This window comes from Rathayibacter sp. AY1B4 (assembly GCF_002932815.1).
Taxonomy (GTDB): Bacteria; Actinomycetota; Actinomycetes; order Actinomycetales; family Microbacteriaceae; genus Rathayibacter.
The window spans coordinates 1-20,932 of record NZ_PSWN01000037.1; the positions used below are offsets into that span (position 1 = coordinate 1).

Genomic DNA, 20,932 nt, shown 5'->3' on the forward strand with positions numbered 1-20,932 from the left:
GGGTGGGTGTCGGGGTGGCGTCGGCGTCCGGCGCGGTGGTGCCGGAGTCGGCGCCCGGTGTGGAGTCCTGGACGCGGATCGACCCGCCCTCCTGGGCGATGCGGACCACGAACGGCTCGGCCTCGGGATCGCCGAAGGTCTGCGTCCACAGCTGACGGCCGTCGGCGGTGCGGACCTCGCGGGGCGCGTCGATCGCGCCTCCGTCGGCGTCCAGAACGAGGAGCTCGGTGTCCTCCGTGGTCGCCTCGAGGCGGACCGCCGTTCCCGCCATCGTGGCGACGGACACGTGCCCGTAGCCGATCCAGAGGTCCAGCGGCTCGCCGGAGGTCTCGTAGCCGGGTGCGACCGTGACGCGCAGGTCGCTCGCCGCGAGCGTCGCGTAGCGGCCGGGAGCGGCGCTCGAGAAGCCGTAGGTGCCCAGCACGGGGAGCAGCTCGCGGTCGGTCGGCAGCACGGCGGCGCAGGCGGCCGTGACCAGCGCGACCGTCGCGAGGGCGACCAGCGCGATCGCGCGCCTCCGGAACAGGCCGGCGAGCACGATCACCACGGCGAGCACGAGCGCGGCCGAGGCGGCTCCGACGACGAGGGCCGTCGGCCCGGAGGCGGTGAGCGAGACCAGTGCGCCGGTCAGTGCGGCGGCACCCAGGGCGAGCAGCGTGAGGCTCGCCCGCAGCCGGGGGTTCGCGGCGCGTCGGAGGCGCTGGCGCTCCAGGCGCGCGGCGGTGACGGCGGCGGCGGCGACTCGCGCCTCCTCCGCCCGGGCGCGGGCCGTCTCGCGGGCCGACGCGCTCTGCTGGGCGCGGAAGGCCTCCCGCTCGGCCCGCCAGGCCTCCTGGCGCTCGCGCCACTCGGCGACGGCCTCGGGGGACGAGGGGCGCTCGTCCTGCAGCCCGGGGTCGGGTGCGGGGTAGGCGGGAGCGGAGGGCGCGGGGCAGGGGAGCGTCGCGGAGGGGTGTGCGGACGGGGAGCCCGGGGCCGGGTGAGCGGCCGCGTCGTCCGATCGCCGGCTCCGCCGCACGATCCAGACCACGAAGGCCACGATCAGCCCGAGCACCACGAGCGACCACAGCGTCCGCCCGGTCGCGGGCGCCCAGGGCATCGCCCCGGTGTACGCGCCGCCGAGCGACCAGAAGCCCTGCGCCACCGGCAGCATCGAGGCGAGCACGAGGACGCCGACCCCGGCGTGCACCCGGTCGAGCGAGCCGCGGAGCAGCCGCTCCACCGGCAGTGCGCCGTCCTGGTCGGGCAGCAGCAGCCAGGCCGCGGCGTAGAGGAGGAGCGCGGGCCCGCCCAGCACCGCGACGACGAGCACGATCCCGCGCACGATCAGCGGGTCGATGCCGAGCCGGTCGGCGATCCCCGCGCAGACGCCGCCGATCCAGCCGGGACGGCGGGGCAGGTCGAGGCCTCGCAGCCAGAGCACGAAGCGGTTCTCGGGCGCGGGGGGCGGATCGGCGGGGCCGGAGGCTTCCGGGCCGGTGCTCTCGGGGCCTGTGCTGTCCGGGCCGGCGCTGTCGGGGCCGGCGGCTCCGGGATCCGTCCCGATCGGCGTCGTCGCTGTGCTCGCCGCCTCCGTGCCGTCCGGCTCCGCGGAGCCCGGCGGGGTCGTGCTCTGTCCTGTCATGCTGCGAGTCTCCCGTGCGCTCCACGGCCCGGACCATCGGGGGAACCCCTGATCCGACCCCGAGAGCACCCCCGATCGTGCGGCCGACCTGTTTGGATGCAGGGGTGAGCACAGTCCCCGGCACCGCCGTCCGCCCCCCGCTGCAGCGGCCGCGGACGATGCTGCTCGGCGGAGTGTGCACCGCGGTCGCCGACCACCTCGGCTGGAGCGTGCGGAGGACCCGCCTCCTGGCCGTCCTCACGACCGCGCTCGGCGGGGGCGGCGCGCTCCTCTACCTCTGGCTCTGGGCCCTGGTGCCCCTTGCGCCGCTCGACTCGCGCGACGCGGATCCGGCCGTCCGCCGCTCCGCTCCCGTGGCCGGCCTGCTGACCCTCGCCGCCGCCGTCGCGGCGCTCGCCGTGCTGATCACCGTCGACAGCGGCGACGACACCGACATCACGCGCGCGCTCGTCGCCGTCGGCCTGCTCGCGGGAGGAGCCGTCGGCTGGAGCCTCGGGCTCGACCGCGGCGACGCCGTCCGCCCCGCCCGGTACGGCTCCGCGGTGCGCCTCGCCTCCTGCGCTCTGCTGGTGCTCGCCGGAGCGGCCGTGCTCACCGGCCGCCCGAGCGCCCTCAACGCGGTCCTCGCCGTGGGCGTGCTGCTGATCGCCGCCGGCGTGCTGGCCGCGCCCCGGGTGGTGACCCTCTGGTCCGAGCTGATGGGCGAGCGCGCCGCCCGCGTGCGCGAGGAGCAGCGGGCCGAGATCGCCGCGCACCTGCACGACTCCGTGCTGCAGACCCTCGCGCTCATCCAGAACCGCGCCGGAGCCTCGAGCGAGGTCGCCCGCATCGCCCGCGCCCAGGAGCGGGAGCTGCGCGACTGGCTGTTCGAGCGCGACGTCCCGGTCGCCAACGACCTGGCCGCCGAGGTCCGGGCGATCGCCGCCGCCGTCGAGCTCGACTACCCCGTGCACCTCGAGGTGGTGGCCGTCGGAGCGTCCGTCCCCGGCGCCGCCGCGCTCCTCGCCGCGACCCGCGAGGCCGTGCTGAACGCGGCCCGGCACGCGGGCGGCGACGTCTCGGTGTACCTCGAGTCCTCCGTGCAGGGCGTCGACGTGTTCGTGCGCGACCGCGGCCCTGGGGTCGTCCTCGACGAGGTGCCCGGCGACCGCCTCGGCATCCGCGAGTCGATCATCGGCCGGATGGCGCGCGCGGGCGGCAGCGCGACCGTGCGTCCCGGGGTCGGCGGCACCGGCACCGAGGTGCATCTGCGGCTCCCCGCGGAGGTCGAGCGGTGACCCGCGTGCTGCTGGTCGACGACCACTCCATCTTCCGCTCCGGCCTGCGGGCCGACCTCGCCCCCGAGCTCGAGGTCGTCGGGGAGGCGGCCGACGTCGACTCCGCCGTCGGCCTGGTCGCCTCGCTCGCGCCCGAGGTGGTGCTGCTCGACGTGCACCTGCCGGGCGGTGCGGGCGGAGGCGGGGCCGAGGTGCTGCGGCGCAGCGCCGGGTCGTCGTCGCGCTTCCTGGCGCTGAGCGTCTCGGACGCTGCGGAGGACGTGGTCGGCGTGATCCGCGCCGGCGCCCGCGGCTACATCACCAAGGCCAGCTCCGGAGCCGAGGTGAGCCGGGCCGTGCTCGCGGTGGCGGGCGGGGACGCCGTGTTCTCGCCGCGCCTGGCCGGCTTCGTGCTCGACGCCTTCGGGGCGCTGGCGGGCGAGCAGGCGGAGTCGGTGGACGAGCTCGACCGGCTCTCGGCCCGCGAGCGCGAGGTGATGCGCCTGATCGCCCGCGGCTACGCCTACAAGGAGGCGGCGGCCGAGCTCTTCATCTCGGTCAAGACGGTCGAGTCCCACGTCTCCGCCGTCCTCCGCAAGCTGCAGCTCTCCTCCCGCTACGAGCTCACCGCCTGGGCCTCCGCCCGCCGCCTGCTCTGAGGCGCGCGCGAGCAGTCAACCCCGTCCCTCCTCCCGCTCCTGCCGTCCGACACTGTCGGGACCGACAGGAAAGGACGACCGATGGTGACCACCACCCCCGCTCTCCCGACCCTGGCCGAGCTCCTCCGCGACTCCCGGCCCGTGTCGCAGCTCTACGTCGACCTCGCGATCGACTCCGGGGATCCGCCGGACATCTCGCTCGAGCGCGCCACGTCCCTCGGAGACGAGCTCGCCCGCCAGGGTGCGCCGCAGGCCGACATCCAGGCCCTCACCGCTCTGCTCGAGGGGGCCGGGCGCCCCCAGGGCGGCTGCTGCCTCTTCGCGGTCGCCGTGGACGGGAGGGTCGTGCTGAACGAGGTGCTGCCGGGTCGGCCGGTCGCGCCCGAGGGCGTCTCCTACAGCCCGATCCCGGACATCGTGCCGCTGCTGCAGCACCGGCCCGACCTGCGCGTCCTCGTCGTCGAGACCTCGCGGGACGGCGGCGAGATCCGCCTGCACCGCCTGGGCGCGCAGCGACCCGAGGCCGAGCAGGCCGTGCAGGGCCGCACCGACACCCTCCACAAGGCGCAGGCCGGCGGCTGGCGGCACGACCGGTTCCACCACCACGCGGAGGAGATCTGGCGGCGCACGCAGGCCGAGCTCGCCGCCGCGGTGGACGAGCTCGTGCGCGTGCACCGGCCGTGCCTGCTGGTCGTCGCGGGGGACATCCACGCCCGGCAGCTGCTCGCGCAGCAGCTCTCGCCGAGCAGCGCCGCGATCCTGGCCGTCGAGCCCGTGAACACGCGGGCCGCCGGCAGCGAGGAGGGGGCGCTGGAGCGGTTCGTCGACGAGCAGCTCGACCGCATCCTGCTGCGCGAGAAGGAGGACGTGCTCGACGCCCTGCGCACCGGGGAGCCGCGCCGCATCGTCGAGTACTCGCTCGGCGCGATCGTCACGGCGCTGGCCTCGGCGCAGGTCGAGACGCTGGTGCTCGACCCCGGCCGACTGCGCAAGCGCGCTCTGCTGGCGCTCGCCGCGGAGCCGTGGGTCGCGTCGGCCCCGGAGGAGGCGCTGGGCGGCGAGGTGATCGACTCCGTCGACGCCGCCCTCGCGCTGGCCCGCGCCGCCGTGCTCACGGACGCGCGCGTGCTCGTCACCGACTCCCGCACCGCCCCGGAGGGGGTCGACGTGGTGACGCTGCCGCACGACGCCGACGCCGCGGCGATCCTCCGCTGGCGCACCGGCCCGCCGGTCCCGGGGGCCTGAGCGGCGGGTCCCCGAGCGTGGCAGGGCCCGGGCCCCGATCCTGTGATCGGTCCCGGGCCCTGTCCGGCCTCACGCCTGCTGGTCGTCCTCGCCCTCAGCGGCCGCGCGGCGGCGCGCTCCGAGTCCGAGCGCGGTGGCGCCCGCGGCCAGGAGCGCGGTGGCGCCCGCGATCAGGCCGACGCTCTCGACTCCGGTCGAGGCCAGCCCGCCGCCCGAGCCGCCGACGGGCAGCGGGGTCGGCGTGCCGGTCGGCGCGGTCGTGGGCACCGGGGACGGAGCCGCGGTGGGCGCCGCGGTCGGCCCGGCGGTCGGTGCCGTGGTGGGAGTCGCCGTGGGCGCGGTGGTCGGCGGGGTCGTCGGTGCCGTGGTCGGCCCGGCGGTCGGCGTCGGAGTCGGCGCCACCACCTGCGACGCCGGCAGGATCTGCACGATGGTCGGACGCGGTGCCGCCACCGCTCCCGCCGCCGTCGATCCGTAGTCCGGGAAGAACGAGGTCGGCGCCTCGAAGGTGCCCTCCTCGCCCGGGTGCTGCACCGCCACGAACACGTGCTGGTCGAGGTCGTGGACGATCGGTCCGCAGGTCTCGGCGTCGCGGGGCACCGAGAGGAACTGCTCCACCCTGCCGCGCGTCGCGCCCTCGAGCGCGACCTTGAAGAGCCCGTCGTTGTAGCCGATGCCGCTCGGGGCGCCGTCGGTCGAGATCCAGAGGTTCCCGACCGAGTCGAAGGCCAGGTTGTCCGGGCACGAGATCGGCGAGACCTGGTCCGCCGGGAAGCCGGAGAAGTAGACGACGTCGCCCTGCGCCTGGTCGCCGCAGAGCATCAGCAGGTTCCAGGTGAAGGTGCGGCCGGTCTGGTCGCCGCCGTCCTCGATGATCTCGACGATGTGGCCGTCGCGGTTCTCGGTGCGCGGGTTGACCTCGGTCGCGCCCTCCTTGGCGCCCTCGGTGCCGCGGGCGGAGTTGTTGGTGCAGGCCACGTAGATCCGGCCGCTGACCAGGCTGGGCTGCACGTCCTCGCAGCGGTCCATCTTGGTCGCGCCCGCGGCGTCCGCCGCCTGGCGGGTGTGCACGAGCACCTCGGCGACGCTCATCCCGGCGATCGTCGAGGCGCCGTTCAGCACCAGGGGCAGCCACTCGCCGATGCCGTCGAAGCCGCCGTCCGAGGGGACCGCCCCGGTGCCGGTGATCTCGGCGACGGGGGAGTCGCCGGCGAAGCGGGCGACGTAGAGGTCGCCCTCCTCCAGCAGGGTCTTGTTGTGGGCGCGGTCGCCCTCGATGTAGCGCTTCGTCGAGACGAACTTGTAGAGGTAGTCGAAGCGCTCGTCGTCCCCCTGGTACGCGACCACGCGGCCGTCCGGGGCGATGATGACGTTCGCGCCCTCGTGCTTGAGCCGGCCGAGCGCCGTGTGCTTCTTCGGCGTGGAGTCGGGGTCGAAGGGGTCGAACTCCACGATCCAGCCGAAGCGGTTCGGCTCGTTCTCGTAGCCCGGGGTGCGGGCGTCGAAGCGGGGGTCGTCGAGCTCCCAGAGGCGCGAGGTCTCGGAGTCGGCGAGGCCGTAGCGCTTCTCGGCGTCGCTCGTGCCGACGGCGCGGAAGTAGCCGTTGAAGTTCTCCTCGCCCGAGAGGATCGTGCCCCACGGCGTCGTGCCTCCGGAGCAGTTGCCGAGCGTGCCGAGCACGGTGCGGCCCTCGGGGTCGGCGACCGTCTTCAGCAGGTCGGTGCCGGCGGCGGCGCCGGTCACCTCGTAGGGGGTGTCGAGCAGGTAGCGGCGGTTGCGCTCGCCCCCGCGGACGTAGGCCCACGGGCGGTCGACCGCGGTGCGGACCAGCTCGACGACGCTGAGGCCGTGGGCGGCGCGGCCGACGGCGCGCACGCGCTCCGGCTCCGCCTCGAGCTGCGCGGCCGGGAACATGATGCTCTCGTTCGTGTACTCGTGGTTCACGACGAGCAGGGCGCGGAGGCGCTTCGAGCCCGGGATCTCGACGATGTCGGTGTAGTCGTTGTTGTAGCCGAACTGCGCGGCCTGGGCGACCTCCGTCTGGTCGGCGATGTCGAAGGCGGGGCTGTCGGCGAAGAGCGGGTCGCCCCAGCGGATGATCGGCTGCCAGGCGAAGCCCTCGGGGACGGTGAACCGGTCGACCGTGTACGGCACCGGAGCGATCGGAGTGAAGGCGAGCGGCGAGCCGTCGGCCGCGGTCGCCACGGCCGCCTCGGCGGTGGGCGCTCCTCCGGCGGAGGCGACGGCGACGGTGACCGCGCCGGCCAGGCCGAGGCCGAGGGCACTGCGGCGGGAGAGCTGCGACGAGACGATGTCGCGGAAGTAGCTGTTGTGCGACGTGTTGCAGGTCGCGGTGGAGCAGGCATTGGCGCACTTCAGCGCGCAGGTGACGGGGCTGCGCTTGCCGCGCACGTGGCCGGCCATCGGGAGGAGGAGCGGGCGGCGGGCGGTGTCTGACATGGAGGTCCTTCGATCACGAGCAGGAGACGCGATCGAGGCAAGCAGGGGGAGGGGGCGCCGATGCCGCCGGGTGGAGGCTCCTCCCTGAACGGAATGTGAACGTTCTCACAAGAAGGTGAGGCTCACCTTCCCTCCCTGCGGCCCTCCGAGCGTGCCTCCAGGACCGCCCCGACGTTCCCCGCGATCCACTCGACGACCGGCAGCAGCCGCTCGGCCAGCTCCGCTCCCAGCGGCGTCAGCCGGTACTCGACGTGCGGCGGGACGACCGGCCGCGCCTCGCGGTGCACGAAGCCGTCCTCCTCCAGGATCCGCAGCGTCTGGGCGAGCATCTTCTCGCTGATCCCGCCGATCCGGCGGCGCAGAGCGCCCCAGCGCAGCGTGCCCGGAGCGAGCGCCGCGAGCACCAGGACGCCCCACTTGCTGGTGACGTGCCCGAAGACCTCGCGGCTCGGGCAGTCGGCGGAGTAGACGTCCCCGGCGAGCAGGGGGGAGTCGGCGATCGTCATGGGTGCTCCTCGGGACAGGGGTGGTGACTGTACTAACGAAATAGTGGGTACTGCATTCCGGGAAGCAGGAGGAGGATGCGCCGGTTGCACCCTCCTGGCGGCGGACCCCGCCCGCCCCACCCGTCAGGAAGGACCCCTCATGACCCTCGTCGTCACCGGAGCCACCGGCCACCTCGGCCGTCTCGCCGTCGAGCACCTGCTCGCCCGCGGCACCGCCGCCTCCGACATCGTCGCCACCGGCCGCGACGCCGCGAAGCTCGAGGCGCTCGCGGCCGACCTCGGCGTCCGCACCGCCGTCGCGGACTTCGACGACCCCGCCTCGCTCGACGCCGCCTTCTCCGGCGCCGAGGCCGTCCTCCTCGTCTCGGGCTCCGAGGTCGGCAGGCGCGTCGCGCAGCACACCGCCGCGATCGACGCCGCCGTCCGCGCCGGCGCGCGCCTGGTCTACACGAGCGCCCCGAAGGCGACCACGAGCGCGCTCATCCTCGCCCCCGAGCACAAGGCCACGGAGGAGGCGATCGCCGCCAGCGGCGTCCCCGCCGTCGTCCTCCGCAACGGCTGGTACAACGAGAACTACGAGCAGACCGTCGCCGAGCTCGCCTCCACCGGCAGCACCCTCTCGAGCGCCGGCGAGGGCCGCGTCGCCAGCGCCGCGCGCACCGACTACGCCGAGGCCGCAGCGGTCGCCCTGACCGACCCGTCCCTGGTCGGCACCGTGCACGAGCTCTCCGGCGACACCGCCTGGAGCTTCGACGAGCTGGCCGCGATCGTCGCCGAGGTCGCCGGACGCGACGCCGCGATCGGCCACGTCTCCTCCGACGAGCACGCCCGCGTCCTCACCGGCGCCGGCGTCCCCGAGGGCGGAGTCGGCTTCGTCGTCGGCCTCGACGCGAACATCGCCGACGGCCTCCTCGGCGGGACCGACGGCTCGCTCGCCCGCCTGATCGGGCGGCCGACCACGCCGATCCGCGCGTACGTCGAGGAGCAGCTCGGGCGCTGACGCTCCGGCGTCCCCGTCGGCCGGGTCCGGCTCGCAGGAGCACCCCGCTCCCGCGAGCCGGACGGTGGCGCGCCCGGCCCTCCCGCGGCACCGCGCCGGGCACTCCCGTCCGCGGCTCCGCGCCCGCCCTCCGCGGCTCCGCGCTCGACCCGCCGCACCTCGCGCCACCGTGTCGGCGCCCCGACGTAGGCTGTCCGCCATGACCTCGACGACGCCTCGCTCCGGTATCGACCGCTCCGAACTCGACCCCGCGACGCGCCCGCAGGACGACCTCTACCGGCACGTCAACGGGCTCTGGATCGACCGCACCGAGATCCCCGCCGACAAGGCGCGCTACGGCTCCTTCCACGTCCTCCAGGAGGAGGCGGAGAAGGCCGTGCGCGACATCATCGTCGAGGCGCAGACCGCGCAGCACGGCACCGAGGAGCGCCTGTTCGGCGACCTCTACGCCTCCTTCATGGACGAGGAGCGGGCCGAGGAGCTCGGCGCCGCCCCGATCGCCGACGACCTCGCCGCCGTGCAGCGGGTCGACTCGATCCCCGGCCTGCTCCGCGCGGTCGGCGCCTTCGAGCGCACCGGCGTCCCCGGGCTCTTCGGCCTCTTCGTCGACAACGACCCGGGCAGCCCCGAGCGCTACCTCGTCTTCGTCAACCAGGGCGGCCTCGGCCTGCCGGACGAGAGCTACTACCGCGAGGAGGAGTTCGCCTCCGTCCGCGAGGCCTACACGCCGTTCGTCGCGCGGATGCTGGCGCTGGCCGGCATCGACGCCGCCGAGGCCCGCGCCGAGCGCATCGTCGCCCTCGAGACCGACCTGGCTGCCGCGCACTGGGACAAGGTCCGCAGCCGCGACAGCCAGGCGACCTACAACCTCCGCTCCTGGTCCGAGGTCGAGGAGCTCGCCGCGGGCGTCGACCTCGGCGTCTGGCTCACCGCGATGGGCGCTCCGGAGGGGGCGCTCGCCGAGGTGGTCGTCCGCCAGCCGAGCTTCCTCCAGGGTCTCGCGGGCCTGCTCACCGAGGACCGGCTCCCGGCCTGGCGCGACTGGCTGTCCTGGCAGGTGATCCGCGGAGCCGCGGCCTACCTGTCCAGCGGCTTCGTCGACGCCAACTTCGACTTCTACGGCCGCACCCTCACCGGCACCCCGCAGAAGCGGGAGCGCTGGAAGCGCGCCGTCTCGCTCGTCGAGGGCTCGCTCGGCGAGGCGGTCGGCCGCACCTACGTCGCCCGCCACTTCCCCGAGACGGCGAAGGCCGCGATGGACGTGCTGGTCGCGAACCTCATCGAGGCGTACCGCCGCTCCATCGTCGACCTGGAGTGGATGAGCCCCGCCACCCGCGAGCGCGCGCTCGAGAAGCTCGCGAAGTTCACGCCCAAGATCGGCTACCCGGTGCGCTGGCGCGACTACTCCGCCCTCTCGATCGACCCGGCCGACCTGCTCGGCAACGCCCGCCGCGTGGCCGAGTTCGAGTTCGCCCGCGAGCTCGGCAAGATCGGCCGCCCGCTCGACCGCGACGAGTGGTTCATGACCCCGCAGACGATCAACGCGTACTACAACCCGGGCTTCAACGAGATCGTCTTCCCGGCCGCGATCCTGCAGTTCCCCTTCTTCGACGAGGCCCGCGACCCCGCCGCGAACTACGGAGCGATCGGCGCCGTCATCGGTCACGAGATCGGCCACGGCTTCGACGACCAGGGCTCGCGCTTCGACGGCGACGGCCGCCTCACCGACTGGTGGACCGAGGAGGACCGGGCCGCGTTCGAGGAGCGGACGAAGGCGCTCATCGCGCAGTACGACGCGCTCGCTCCCGCGACCACGCCCGGGCACCACGTGAACGGCGCCCTGACCATCGGCGAGAACATCGGCGACCTCGGCGGTCTCGGCATCGCCTGGAAGGCGTACCTGCTCTCGCTGGACGGCGAGGAGCCGCCCGTCGTGGACGGCCTGACCGGCGCCGAGCGCTTCTTCCTCTCCTGGGCGCAGGCCTGGCAGCAGAAGTCGCGCGACGAGGAGACGATCCGCCTCCTCGCCATCGATCCGCACGCTCCGGCCGAGTTCCGCTGCAACCAGATCGTCCGGAACATCGACGAGTTCTACGCTACTTTTGACGTCTCCGAAGGCGACGCCCTCTGGCTCTCCCCGAGCGAGCGCGTCACCATCTGGTAGTCGCCGCCGACCACCTCCGCACCACGGACGAGGAGCCCCGGGCATCGAGAGCCGACCGATGCAGCGGGGTCGTCCGCCGATCGCGCGTCCTGCCGGCGCGTGAGGACCCAGGTCCCCCTCCGCACGACCGCACTCCCGACCCGTAGAGGGGCCGTACCGTGGTGATCCCCACCAGCGAGACCCGCCGTGAGAGCCGACGCAACCGCCGGGGGCGCCACAAGGGCGGCGGTGACCGCGAGAACTTCCAGCGCGGCTTCGACGCCCTCGGCCGTCTCGCGATCGACGGGGTCGTCGTCTCGGCGCGCGCCGTCGACCTGGCGACCGGCCGCACCCTGTTCGCGGTCGACGACTCCGTCTCGATGCCCACCGCCTCCCTCGGCACCGTCGTGCTGCTGATCGAGGTCGCCGCCCGGCTGGCGAACGAGCCGCAGGAGAACCTGCGCCTGGTCGACCGGACCGCGGCGGACGCGGTCTCGGGCTCCGGGCTCTGGCAGCACCTCCAGGTGCCGTCGATGCCGATCGCCGACCTCGCCGCCCTCGTCGGTGCCTCCAGCGACAACCTCGCGACCAACGTCCTGCTGCGCCGCGTCGGCCTCGATGCCGTGCGCGAGCGGGCGGAGGCGCTCGGCCTCTCCCGCACCGCCCTGCTCGACGTCGTGCGCGACGAGCGCGGCCCGGACGACGCGCCGCAGCTCTCGATCGGCTCCGCCCGCGAGCTGACCTGGCTGCTCGCCACCCTCGCGAACGGCGAGATCGTCGACGCCGCCGTGAGCTCGCGGGTGATCGGCTGGCTCTCGCTCGGCACCGACCTCTCGATGGTCGCCGCCTCGTTCGGGCTCGACCCGCTCGCGCACCGCCACCCCGACCACGGGGTCCTGCTCGTCAACGCGACCGGCACCGACGTCGGCGTCCGCGCCGAGGCGGGCGTCCTCCGCGGCCCGCGCGCCGGAGTCGCCTACGCGGTCGCCACGCAGTTCGACGACACGACCCTGCACTACCGCCTCGCGGTGCTGGAGGGCATGCGCACCCTCGGAGCCGACCTGCTCGAGTACGTGCACTGACGGCTGCCGGGGCGGAGGCTCCTCCGGAGCAGGCCGACCCCGCGGAACCCCTCGGGTGCCCCGTCAAGTCCGTGACCGCCTCCGGGGGCGCGACCTAGGCTGCCCGCAGCGGCGCCGCCTCCCGGGCGCACCGCGGAGAGGGAACCATGAGCAGCTTCGGCTTCGACGCCCCCGAGGACGTCACCGACACCACCCGCCCCGACGGCGACTCCCTGCCGGTCCCGCCGGAGGACCCGGCCGAGATCGACGACCCCGAGTCGATCGACGAGGCGCTCGACCAGGGCGCCGACGCCCGCCTCGGCGACGACCAGGACCCGCCGGAGCACCCCTTCATCCCGTCGCCCAGCTGATCGGCCGGCCGGGCGCCCCAGCGGCGCCCGGCCTCCTCCGACCTGGCTGCTCCTCCGAGCCGGCTACTCCTCCGAGCCGACTACTCCTTCGACCCCGGCTTCAGGCGGTTCGCGAGGCGCTTGATCGGGTGGGCGGGCTCGCGCTCCGCCGGATCCTCGACCTCGAGGCCGTAGAACGTGCCGATGTCGCCGACGAACGCCTTGCGGCGGGCCTTGTCGTAGGCGCGGATCTCGCGGCGGAAGGCGATCACCGTCGCGACGCACATCAGGATCATCACGACGCTGAACGGCAGGGCCGAGAGGATCGCCGCGGTCTGCAGGGCGTCGAGGCCGCCGGCGACCAGGAGCGACAGGGCGAGCAGCGCGGTCGCGACGGCGAAGAACACGCGGATGCGGTTGCGCGGCTCCGGCTCGCCGCCGGTCGCGATCATCGACATCACCAGCGCTCCGGAGTCGGCGGAGGTGACGAAGAAGACGCCGATCAGGAGGATCGCGCCGATCGTCAGCACCGAGCCCGCGGGCAGTCCCTGCAGCATCGAGAAGAGCGCCAGGTTGGTGTCGACCGAGCCGTCGGCGCCGACGAGGCCGCCGGCGCCGTAGAGCTCCCGGTAGATGGCGGTGCCGCCGAGGACGCTGAACCAGAGGAAGGTCATGATCGTCGGCACGAGCAGCACGCCGCCGACGAACTCGCGGACCGTCCGGCCCTTGGAGACGCGGGCGATGAAGATGCCGACGAACGGCGCCCACGACATCCACCAGCCCCAGTAGAACGTGGTCCACGAGGCCTGCCACTGCTCGCCCTCGCGGCCGGCGTAGGCGCTGACAGTGAAGGTCAGGCCGATGAAGTTCTGCAGGTAGTTGCCGAGCGACTGCACGAACTCGCGGAGGAGGAACTGGGTCGGGCCGGCGACGAGCACGAAGACGAGGAGCGCGGCGGCGAGCAGCAGGTTGCCGGTCGAGAGCCACTTCATGCCCTTGCCCACGCCCGAGATCAGCGAGAAGACGGTCAGGCCCGTGACGACGGCGATGACCACGATCTGCACGGTGAGCGACGACTCCACGATGCCGCTCGCCTCCAGTCCCGCCGAGATCTGGGTGACGCCCAGGCCGAGCGAGGTCGCGACTCCGAACATGGTGCCGACCAGGGCGACCACGTCGATCGCGTTGCCCCAGCCGCCGCGGACCCGGCGGCCCAGCAGCGGCTCCAGCGCCCAGCGGATCGACACCGGCCGCTTGCGGCGGTGGATCGCGTAGGCGAGGGCGAGGCCGACCACCACGTAGATGGACCAGGCGTGGACGCCCCAGTGCAGGTAGGTCTGCGAGATGGCGCTCTGCGCGAGCTCCGTCTCGGTGCCGGTGACGCCCGGGCGCGGAGTGGCGAAGTGGGTGAGCGGCTCCGCGACGCCGTAGAAGACGAGGCCGATGCCCATGCCGGCGGCGAAGAGGAGCGAGATCCAGGCGAGCATCGAGAACTCGGGCTCGTCGTCGTCGGCGCCGAGCTTGATGTCGCCGAAGCGGCTCACGCCCATCCAGATGGCGAAGGCCACGAAGACCGCGGCGATCAGCACGTAGTACCAGCTGAACGTGTTGACGACGGTGGTCTGCAGCGTCGAGAACACGGAGGTCGCGGCGTCGGGCGCGAGGATCGCGAAGGCCGCGATCGACAGCGTGAGGACGGCGGCGGGCCAGAAGACCCACCGCGCGAGGCGGTGCGGAGGGGCGGTCGCGCCCGCGGTGGCGGGGGCGGTGTCCGGGGAGGACGGGTGCTCGGACATGGGGTCCTCTCGTCGGCGGCAACCGTCCACGGTACACGGGGGCCCGTCGGCGGCCCCGGCCGGGGGAGCCGGGCTGGCATGATCCGGCCCCGGTGCGGGAGGCTGGACCCGTGCAGTTCAGAGTCTTCACCGAACCCCAGCAGGGCGCGAGCTACGAGGACCTCCTCGCCGTCGCGCAGGCCGCCGAGAGCCTCGGCTACGACGGCTTCTTCCGCTCCGACCACTACCTCCGGATGGGGGACGGCGACCCCGGCGTGGGCCCGTCCGACGCGTGGACGACACTCGCCGGCCTCGCCCGCGAGACCGAGCGGATCGCGCTCGGCACCCTCGTCTCCTCCGTCACCTACCGGCCGCCGGGGATCCTCGCGATCCAGGTCGCCCAGGTCGACGCGATGTCCGGGGGCCGTGCCGAGCTCGGCCTCGGCACCGGCTGGTTCGAGCAGGAGCACGCCGCGTACGGCATCCCCTTCCCTCCGCGCCGCTTCGACCTCCTCGAGGAGCAGCTCGAGATCGTGACCGGCCTGTGGTCGACGCCGGTCGGCGAGCGCTACTCCTTCGCCGGCGAGCACTACACGCTGACCGACTCCCCGGCCCTGCCCAAGCCCGCCCGCCTGCCGCTGCCGGTGATCGTCGGTGGCGGCGGCCCCAAGCGGACCCCGGCGCTCGCGGCGCGGTTCGCGAGCGAGTTCAACCTGCCCTTCCCCGAGTTCGACGCGATCCCGGCGGCGTTCGAGCGCGTCGACGAGGCGTGCCGGGCGATCGGGCGCGAGCCCTCGTCGCTCGTGCACTCGGTCGCGCTGATCGCGGTCGGCGGAGGCGACGAGGCGGAGTTCACGCGCCGTGCGGCGGCGATCGGCCGCGAGCCCGCCGAGCTGCGCGAGCACGGAGTGGCCGGCGGCGTCGACGAGGCGGTCGACCGCCTCGAGTCCCTCCGCGAGGCCGGCTGCGAGCGCGTCTACCTGCAGTTCATGGACCTGCAGGACCTCGACCACCTCGACTTCTTCGCCCGGGAGGTCCTGCCGCGCCTGTCGGCGTAGGGTGGGCGGCGCTGGCGCCGACTCCAGGTCGACCGTCCAGGAGTCGTCGCACTCGCGCTCGACTGCGACGACTCCTGGCTTCTCGCGATCTCGTCCTCGCGGCTCCGCGCCGAGTGCGACGACTCCTGGTCACTCGCGGGCTGCGGGCAGCACGCTCCGGCCTGCGCGCCCGGGCGTCCGTCCGCGCCGCGGCCTACGCTGGAGGGATGGCGGACACGATCGAGCGCGCGGACGAGCGCCTGGCGACCCGCTCGGCGGCCGAGGTCCCGTGGATCGTGCTGGTCTGGGACGATCCGGTCAACCTGATGTCGTACGTCTCGTACGTCTTCCGCAGCTACTTCGGCTTCGGCCGCGCCGAGGCGGAGCGGCTGATGCTGCAGGTGCACACCGAGGGGCGCGCGGTCGTCGCGACCGGCAACCGCGAGGAGATGGAGCGGCACGTGGAGGCGATGCACGGCTACGGCCTGTGGGCGACGCTGCAGAAGGCCGACGCGTGAGCGCCCCGCTGCGCCCCGCGGCCGCGGAGACCGGAGAGCACCCCGCTCGCGGCATCCGAGGACTCGGCTGATGCGCGCGTTCCGCCGAGACTCCTCCGGAGCGGCCGTCGCCCGTTTCGACCGCGAGGAGGCCGGGATCCTCCGCCATCTGGCCGGCGAGATGCTCGAGCTGCTCGATCGCGGGGCGTCCTCGGAGGAGGCCCGCTCCGATCCGGCGCTCGCCCGCCTCCTGCCCGACGCCTACCGCGACGACGCCGAGGCGGCCGACGAGTTCCGCCGCTTCACCGCTCCGGACCTCGCCGCCCGCAAGATGGACGACGCCCGCGCCGTCACGGCGGCCCTCGACGCCGGCGACGGCACGAGTCACGGCCGGATCTTCGAGGGGCTCGGGGAGGTCGCGGTCCGTCTCGAGGAGCCGCAGGCGATCGCCTGGCTCCGCGCACTGACCGACATGCGGCTCGCTCTGGCCGTGCGGCTGGGGATCGACGACACCGACGACGTCGTCCCGGAGGAGGGGAGCGCGGCCGCGATCCGCAGTGTCTACGACTGGCTGGGCGGCGTGCAGGACGGGCTCGTCCGCGCCGTCGACGTGTGATCCGCTCGTCCCTCCAGCGATTCCACAGCTGTGGACAACCCTGTGGAAAGGTGTGGAGAACCGGCTCCGGGAGCAGCTCCGAACGGCGGAGCGCCGGGCGCGGGGGTGTGGAAACGCGTAGCGTCCACCCTGTGAACACTCCGAGCACCGCCGACGCCCAGCGCACCGCCGACGACATCCAGGACTCCCGGGCGGTGCGGACCCTCGCCCGCGGCGGCTTCGCGGCGAACGGCCTCGTCCACCTCCTGATCGGAGTGATCGCGCTCGGCGTGGCCCGCGGCGGCGGAGGCGAGGCCGACCAGAGCGGTGCTCTCGGCGCCCTCGCGGCGCAGCCCGGCGGTCTGGTGGTCCTCTGGATCTGCACGGTCGGCCTCTTCGGCCTGGCGCTGTGGGGGCTGCTCGAGGCGTTCCTCGTCCGCCCGCGCGAGAGCGCCCTGAAGACCTGGGGCAGCCGGCTCAAGGAGGCGGGCAAGGCCGTCGTCTACGGCGCCCTCGGCGTGACGGCGCTGAAGTTCGCGACGGGCGGCGGGTCGAGCTCGTCCGAGTCGTCCGAGAGCGCGAGCGCGCAGGTGCTCTCGGCGCCGGGCGGAGTCGTGCTGCTCGTGATCGCGGGACTGGCCGTCCTCGCGGTCGGCGGCGTCTTCGTGTACCGCGGAGCGAGCAGGAAGTTCCTCGAGAACGTCGCGGAGCCGGGCGGCACGGCGGGCACCGTCGTCACCGTGCTCGGCGTCGCCGGCTACGTCGCCAAGGGCGTGGTCCTCGGCGCTCTCGGCGTGCTGCTGATCGTCGCCGCCGTCACCCACGATCCGGAGCAGGCGGGCGGGCTCGACGAGGCGCTGAAGTCGCTCGTGGAGCTGCCGGCGGGCGTGCTCCTCCTCGGCTTCGTCGCGGTCGGGCTCATCGCCTACGGGCTCTTCTGCTTCGCCCGCGCGCGCTGGCCGCGCCTCTGATGTCGGATAGCGGATCCGCTCCATACCTGTCACCCCCCTTCCGCGCAACTGGTCCCGCCGTCACGGAGTCGGTGACACGCTGGGGCCTGTGAGTGCTGGAGGCGAGGACGCGACCGGTGGACGGGTGCGTCCGCCGCTGACGCAGGACGCCGCCCGTCTGCTGACCCGCTCCGCCACGGGGGACGCCTCCGCTCTGGGAGAGCTCGTCGACCGCTTCGGCGGCCTCGTCTCGGCGTGCGTCGGCACGGTCCAGGCCGACCCGGCCGGCCGCGACCGGCTCTGCACCGACGTCTTCACCGCCGTCTGGCGCCGCGCCCGCGAGGGCGCCCGCTCGCCGGAGCCCGTGCTCTGGGTGCTCGAGGTCCTCTGCGAGACCCTCGGGTCCGCGCACGAGCTCGCCCGGCGTCCGCTCGGCAGCGGCCTGCTCGCCCTCGACTGCCCGGACCGCGAGCTCCTGCTGCTGGCTGCGGCCGGCGGCTTCTCGCAGGCCGAGATCTCGGCGCTGACCGGGATCGACGAGTTCCGGCTGCGCTCGATCCTCCGGAACGCGCTCGAGACGCTCCAGGGCCGCGACAGCGATCTTCTGACGGCCTGACCGCCGGAGCCGTCGCGGGAGTAAAGTTGAGTCCGTCGAACTCAACTTTCGAGCCACGGAGGAGACCACCATCATGCAGGCCGGTCGGATGCCCCAGCAGGACGAGAAGTCCGCACTCGAGCAGTACGGCGTCAACCTGACCGCCATCGCGGCGAGCGGCAAGCTCGACCCGGTGATCGGGAGGGACGCCGAGATCCGGCGCGTCAGCCAGGTGCTCACGCGCCGCACCAAGAACAACCCCGTCCTCATCGGCGAGCCCGGCGTCGGCAAGACCGCCGTCGTCGAGGGGCTCGCCCAGCGGATCGTCGCGGGCGACGTCGCCGAGAGCCTCAAGGGCAAGCAGCTCGTCAGCCTCGACCTCTCGGCCCTGATCGCCGGAGCGAAGTACCGCGGCGAGTTCGAGGAGCGGCTGAAGGCCGTGCTTCAGGAGATCGAGGAGTCCGACGGCCGGATCATCACCTTCATCGACGAGCTGCACACGCTGATGGGCGCGGGCGGCGGCGAGGGATCGGTGGCGGCCGCGAACATGCTCAAGCCCATGCTGGCGCGCGGCGAGCTGCGGATGATCGGCGCGACGACGCTCGACGAGTACCGCCAGTACATCGAGAAGGACGCCGCTCTCGAGCGCCGCTTCCAGCAGGTCTTCGTCGGCGAGCCGACCGTCGAGGACACCGTGGCGATCCTCCGCGGGCTGAAGGAGCGCTACGAGGCGCACCACAAGGTGGCGATCGCCGATTCCGCCCTGGTCGCCGCCGCGTCGCTCTCGAACCGCTACATCACCTCCCGCCAGCTGCCGGACAAGGCGATCGACCTGATCGACGAGGCCGCGTCGCGGCTGCGCATGGAGATCGACTCCGCTCCCGTCGAGATCGACGAGCTGCGCCGCTCCGTCGACCGGCTGAGGCTCGAGGAGCTGGCGCTGAAGAAGGAGAAGGACGAGGCCTCGAAGGCGCGGCTGGAGAAGCTGCGCGAGGACCTGGCCCGCCGCGGCGCCCAGCTCGAGGAGCTGCAGGAGCGCTGGGAGCGCGAGCGGGCCTCCCTCAACCGCGTCGGCGAGCTCAAGAACCGGCTCGACGCCCTGCGGATCGCCGCCGAGCGCGCGCAGCGCGAGGGGAAGCTCGAGCGCGCGTCGAAGCTGCTCTACGGCGACATCCCGGTGATCGAGCGCGAGCTCGCGGCCGCCGAGGCGGAGGAGGAGCCGGCCGAGGGCCGCATGGTCAACGAGCAGGTGACGGCCGACGACATCGCCGCGGTGATCGCCGCCTGGACGGGGATCCCCGTCGGGCGCCTCCTGCAGGGCGAGACCGAGAAGCTGCTGCACCTCGAGACCGAGCTGCACCGCCGACTGATCGGCCAGGACGAGGCGGTGTCGGCCGTCGCGGACGCGGTGCGCCGCACCCGCGCGGGCATCTCCGACCCCGACCGGCCGACCGGCTCCTTCCTTTTCCTCGGGCCGACCGGCGTCGGCAAGACCGAGCTGGCGAAGGCGCTCGCCGACCACCTCTTCGACGACGAGAAGGCGATGGTCCGCATCGACATGTCGGAGTACGGCGAGAAGTTCGCCGTCTCGCGGCTGGTCGGCGCCCCTCCCGGCTACATCGGCTACGAGCAGGGCGGCCAGCTCACGGAGGCGGTCCGCCGCCGCCCGTACTCGGTGGTGCTCCTCGACGAGATCGAGAAGGCGCACCCCGAGGTGTTCGACGTCCTGCTGCAGGTGCTCGACGACGGCCGGCTCACCGACGGTCAGGGGCGGACGGTCGACTTCCGCAACACGATCCTCATCCTCACCTCCAACCTGGGGTCGCAGTTCCTCGTGGACCCGGCGCTGTCGCGGCCGCAGAAGGAGGAGGCGGTCCAGCAGATGGTGCGCCAGGCCTTCAAGCCCGAGTTCGTGAACCGGCTCGACGACATCGTGATCTTCGACGCGCTCGACCGCACCGAGCTCGGCGAGATCGTGTCGCTGTACGTCGACCGGCTGTCGAGGAGGCTCTCGGAGCGACGGCTCGACCTGGCGGTGACGCCCGCGGCCCGCGGGTGGCTGGCCGAGCGCGGCTACGACCCGCAGTACGGCGCGCGGCCGCTGCGCCGGCTGATGCAGCGGGCGATCGACGACCAGCTGGCGACGGCGCTGCTCGGCGGCACGGTGCGCGACGGGGACGTGGTGCTGGTGGACGTGGCGCCGGACGGCGAGAGCCTGTCGGTGACGGCGGGGATGCCCGCGACGGACTGACCGGGGTGCTCGGCCCCTGTCGCGAGTCCGACGTCTGCGTTCTCGCAGGGGGACGCGAGAGTAGCGCGCGGGCGGTGACGGGAGGTCCCTCCACAGGGCGCTCGCGGGCGGTACTCGTCCACAGTGGCGGGATCCGCGGGCGGCCCGTCCGGCGGGCTCCGTAGCGTCGACGGCATGTCCTTCGAAACGCCCGGCCCCCGCATGGCCGACCTCCCTCCCGAGGAGAGGCCGAGGGAGCGCCTCCGCGCCTACGGACCGGAGGCGCTCACCGACGCCGAGACCCTCGCCGTGCTCATCGGGGCCGGCGTCCGCGGCGCCAACGCGACCGTCGTCGCGCAGCGCCTCCTCGCGCGCTTCGGCGGCATCGACGCCGTCGCCCGGGCCGGGGTGGCCGATCTGATGCGGCACCGCGGAGTCGGCGAGGTCGCCGCCTGCCGCCTGGTCGCCTCCTTCGAGCTGCGGCGGAGGATGAACCGCGCCTCGCGCGCCGCCCGCGTGACCGACGCCGCCGGCCTGGCCGGGCTCGTCGCTCCGCTGCTGGCCGCCCGGCCGGTCGAGACCGTGCTGGCGGTGGCGCTCGCCGAGTCCGGAGCCGTCCGCGACGTCCTGACGCTGGCCGACGGAGCCCCGGCGCACGCCGAGATCCCCGTCGCCGCCGTGCTCGCCGAGGTGCTGGCGCGCGGCGCGGCGGGCATCGGCCTGGCGCACAGCCACGCGGGCGAGGCCGTGGTGCTCCCCTCCGACCGTGCGGCGACGCGGGCGATCGCCGACGGGGCAGAGGCGTGCGGCCTGCGGTTCCTCGCGCACGTCGTGATCGGGCGCGACGGCTGGGCGGAGGCGCAGCCGTGACGCGGCGCAGGGCTGCTGCGGGGCCCCTCCGTTCCGGCAGGACGCCTCCCGCCCCGCGCCGGACCGCCCCCGGCCGTGC

General features: G+C 74.0%; 17 protein-coding genes and 1 pseudogene. 14 read left to right on the forward strand and 4 right to left on the reverse strand.

Translation table 11 applies throughout. The features are described 5' to 3' along the window. Positions 1-1,624: PspC domain-containing protein (locus C5D66_RS16025; protein ID WP_146086969.1), on the reverse strand; the 1,624-nt coding region annotated here is incomplete at its 3' end. 104 nt (positions 1,625-1,728) lie between these two features. Between C5D66_RS16025 and C5D66_RS16035 the strand changes: the two genes are divergently transcribed. The 3 genes from C5D66_RS16035 to C5D66_RS16045 all read left to right on the forward strand — a co-directional run bounded on the left by C5D66_RS16035 (position 1,729) and on the right by C5D66_RS16045 (position 4,784). Beyond that, complete coding sequence (locus tag C5D66_RS16035; protein ID WP_104256701.1) at positions 1,729-2,901, forward strand: sensor histidine kinase; 1,173 nt, start codon at positions 1,729-1,731, stop codon at positions 2,899-2,901. Beyond that, positions 2,898-3,539: a response regulator transcription factor gene (locus C5D66_RS16040; RefSeq protein ID WP_104225749.1), complete on the forward strand. Its 642-nt coding sequence runs from the start codon at positions 2,898-2,900 to the stop codon at positions 3,537-3,539. The genes C5D66_RS16035 and C5D66_RS16040 overlap by 4 nt, the downstream gene beginning before the upstream one ends. Positions 3,540-3,620: 81 nt before the next feature. Next, positions 3,621-4,784, forward strand: coding sequence for a Vms1/Ankzf1 family peptidyl-tRNA hydrolase (locus tag C5D66_RS16045; RefSeq protein WP_104327008.1), 1,164 nt, complete (start codon positions 3,621-3,623; stop codon positions 4,782-4,784). Between the two features lie 420 nt (positions 4,785-5,204). Here C5D66_RS16045 and C5D66_RS16050 read toward each other — a convergent pair. Next, a pseudogene (locus tag C5D66_RS16050) lies at positions 5,205-7,244 on the reverse strand (PhoX family phosphatase); the annotation flags it as partial. Positions 7,245-7,366: 122 nt separating this feature from the next. After that, a complete protein-coding gene (locus C5D66_RS16055; protein WP_104256663.1) occupies positions 7,367-7,750 on the reverse strand; it encodes a helix-turn-helix domain-containing protein in 384 nt (127 codons plus the stop codon). A gap of 139 nt (positions 7,751-7,889) precedes the next feature. Between C5D66_RS16055 and C5D66_RS16060 the strand changes: the two genes are divergently transcribed. The 4 genes from C5D66_RS16060 to C5D66_RS16075 all read left to right on the forward strand — a co-directional run bounded on the left by C5D66_RS16060 (position 7,890) and on the right by C5D66_RS16075 (position 12,325). Next, positions 7,890-8,750, forward strand: coding sequence for an NmrA family NAD(P)-binding protein (locus C5D66_RS16060; protein WP_104256662.1), 861 nt, complete (start codon positions 7,890-7,892; stop codon positions 8,748-8,750). A 199-nt stretch (positions 8,751-8,949) separates the two neighbouring features. Further along, entirely contained in the window at positions 8,950-10,914 is a 1,965-nt protein-coding gene (locus C5D66_RS16065) for a M13 family metallopeptidase (protein WP_104222834.1), read from the forward strand. Positions 10,915-11,072: 158 nt separating this feature from the next. Continuing rightward, positions 11,073-11,975: a serine hydrolase gene (locus tag C5D66_RS16070; protein ID WP_104222833.1), complete on the forward strand. Its 903-nt coding sequence runs from the start codon at positions 11,073-11,075 to the stop codon at positions 11,973-11,975. Between the two features lie 146 nt (positions 11,976-12,121). Further along, positions 12,122-12,325, forward strand: coding sequence for a hypothetical protein (locus C5D66_RS16075; RefSeq protein WP_104222832.1), 204 nt, complete (start codon positions 12,122-12,124; stop codon positions 12,323-12,325). An 80-nt stretch (positions 12,326-12,405) separates the two neighbouring features. Here the strand turns inward: C5D66_RS16075 and C5D66_RS16080 are convergent, their stop codons facing one another. Then, a complete protein-coding gene (locus C5D66_RS16080; RefSeq protein ID WP_104256661.1) occupies positions 12,406-14,100 on the reverse strand; it encodes a BCCT family transporter in 1,695 nt (564 codons plus the stop codon). Positions 14,101-14,210: 110 nt separating this feature from the next. On the opposite strand from C5D66_RS16080, the gene C5D66_RS16085 reads away from it, so the two are divergent. From C5D66_RS16085 to C5D66_RS16115, 7 genes are all read left to right on the forward strand, one after another. Further along, positions 14,211-15,137 (forward strand): LLM class F420-dependent oxidoreductase, encoded by a 927-nt coding sequence (locus C5D66_RS16085; protein WP_104250701.1) that lies wholly within the window; start codon positions 14,211-14,213, stop codon positions 15,135-15,137. A gap of 206 nt (positions 15,138-15,343) precedes the next feature. Further along, positions 15,344-15,634, forward strand: coding sequence for an ATP-dependent Clp protease adapter ClpS (gene clpS, locus C5D66_RS16090; RefSeq protein WP_104222829.1), 291 nt, complete (start codon positions 15,344-15,346; stop codon positions 15,632-15,634). 70 nt (positions 15,635-15,704) lie between these two features. Beyond that, positions 15,705-16,229 carry a DUF2017 domain-containing protein gene (locus C5D66_RS16095; RefSeq protein ID WP_104225742.1) on the forward strand — a complete coding sequence of 175 codons (525 nt, stop codon included), beginning with the start codon at positions 15,705-15,707 and terminating at the stop codon, positions 16,227-16,229. 131 nt (positions 16,230-16,360) lie between these two features. Continuing rightward, a complete protein-coding gene (locus C5D66_RS16100; protein WP_104256660.1) occupies positions 16,361-17,179 on the forward strand; it encodes a DUF1206 domain-containing protein in 819 nt (272 codons plus the stop codon). A gap of 88 nt (positions 17,180-17,267) precedes the next feature. After that, complete coding sequence (locus C5D66_RS16105; protein WP_146083230.1) at positions 17,268-17,774, forward strand: RNA polymerase sigma factor; 507 nt, start codon at positions 17,268-17,270, stop codon at positions 17,772-17,774. A gap of 88 nt (positions 17,775-17,862) precedes the next feature. Then, a complete protein-coding gene (locus C5D66_RS16110; RefSeq protein ID WP_374953255.1) occupies positions 17,863-20,004 on the forward strand; it encodes an ATP-dependent Clp protease ATP-binding subunit in 2,142 nt (713 codons plus the stop codon). A gap of 174 nt (positions 20,005-20,178) precedes the next feature. Then, positions 20,179-20,853: a RadC family protein gene (locus C5D66_RS16115; protein WP_104250698.1), complete on the forward strand. Its 675-nt coding sequence runs from the start codon at positions 20,179-20,181 to the stop codon at positions 20,851-20,853. Positions 20,854-20,932 lie beyond the last annotated feature (79 nt).

Bases quoted from the DNA above. Each gene is read 5' to 3' on its own strand.
- C5D66_RS16045 (WP_104327008.1), top strand. From the start codon at position 3,621: ATGGTGACCACCACCCCCGCTCTCCCGACCCTGGCCGAGCTCCTCCGC.
- C5D66_RS16055 (WP_104256663.1), bottom strand. From the start codon at position 7,750: ATGACGATCGCCGACTCCCCCCTGCTCGCCGGGGACGTCTACTCCGCC.
- C5D66_RS16060 (WP_104256662.1), top strand. From the start codon at position 7,890: ATGACCCTCGTCGTCACCGGAGCCACCGGCCACCTCGGCCGTCTCGCC.
- C5D66_RS16065 (WP_104222834.1), top strand. From the start codon at position 8,950: ATGACCTCGACGACGCCTCGCTCCGGTATCGACCGCTCCGAACTCGAC.
- C5D66_RS16075 (WP_104222832.1), top strand. From the start codon at position 12,122: ATGAGCAGCTTCGGCTTCGACGCCCCCGAGGACGTCACCGACACCACC.
- C5D66_RS16080 (WP_104256661.1), bottom strand. From the start codon at position 14,100: ATGTCCGAGCACCCGTCCTCCCCGGACACCGCCCCCGCCACCGCGGGC.
- clpS (WP_104222829.1), top strand. From the start codon at position 15,344: ATGGCGGACACGATCGAGCGCGCGGACGAGCGCCTGGCGACCCGCTCG.
- C5D66_RS16095 (WP_104225742.1), top strand. From the start codon at position 15,705: ATGCGCGCGTTCCGCCGAGACTCCTCCGGAGCGGCCGTCGCCCGTTTC.
- C5D66_RS16110 (WP_374953255.1), top strand. From the start codon at position 17,863: ATGCCCCAGCAGGACGAGAAGTCCGCACTCGAGCAGTACGGCGTCAAC.
- C5D66_RS16115 (WP_104250698.1), top strand. From the start codon at position 20,179: ATGTCCTTCGAAACGCCCGGCCCCCGCATGGCCGACCTCCCTCCCGAG.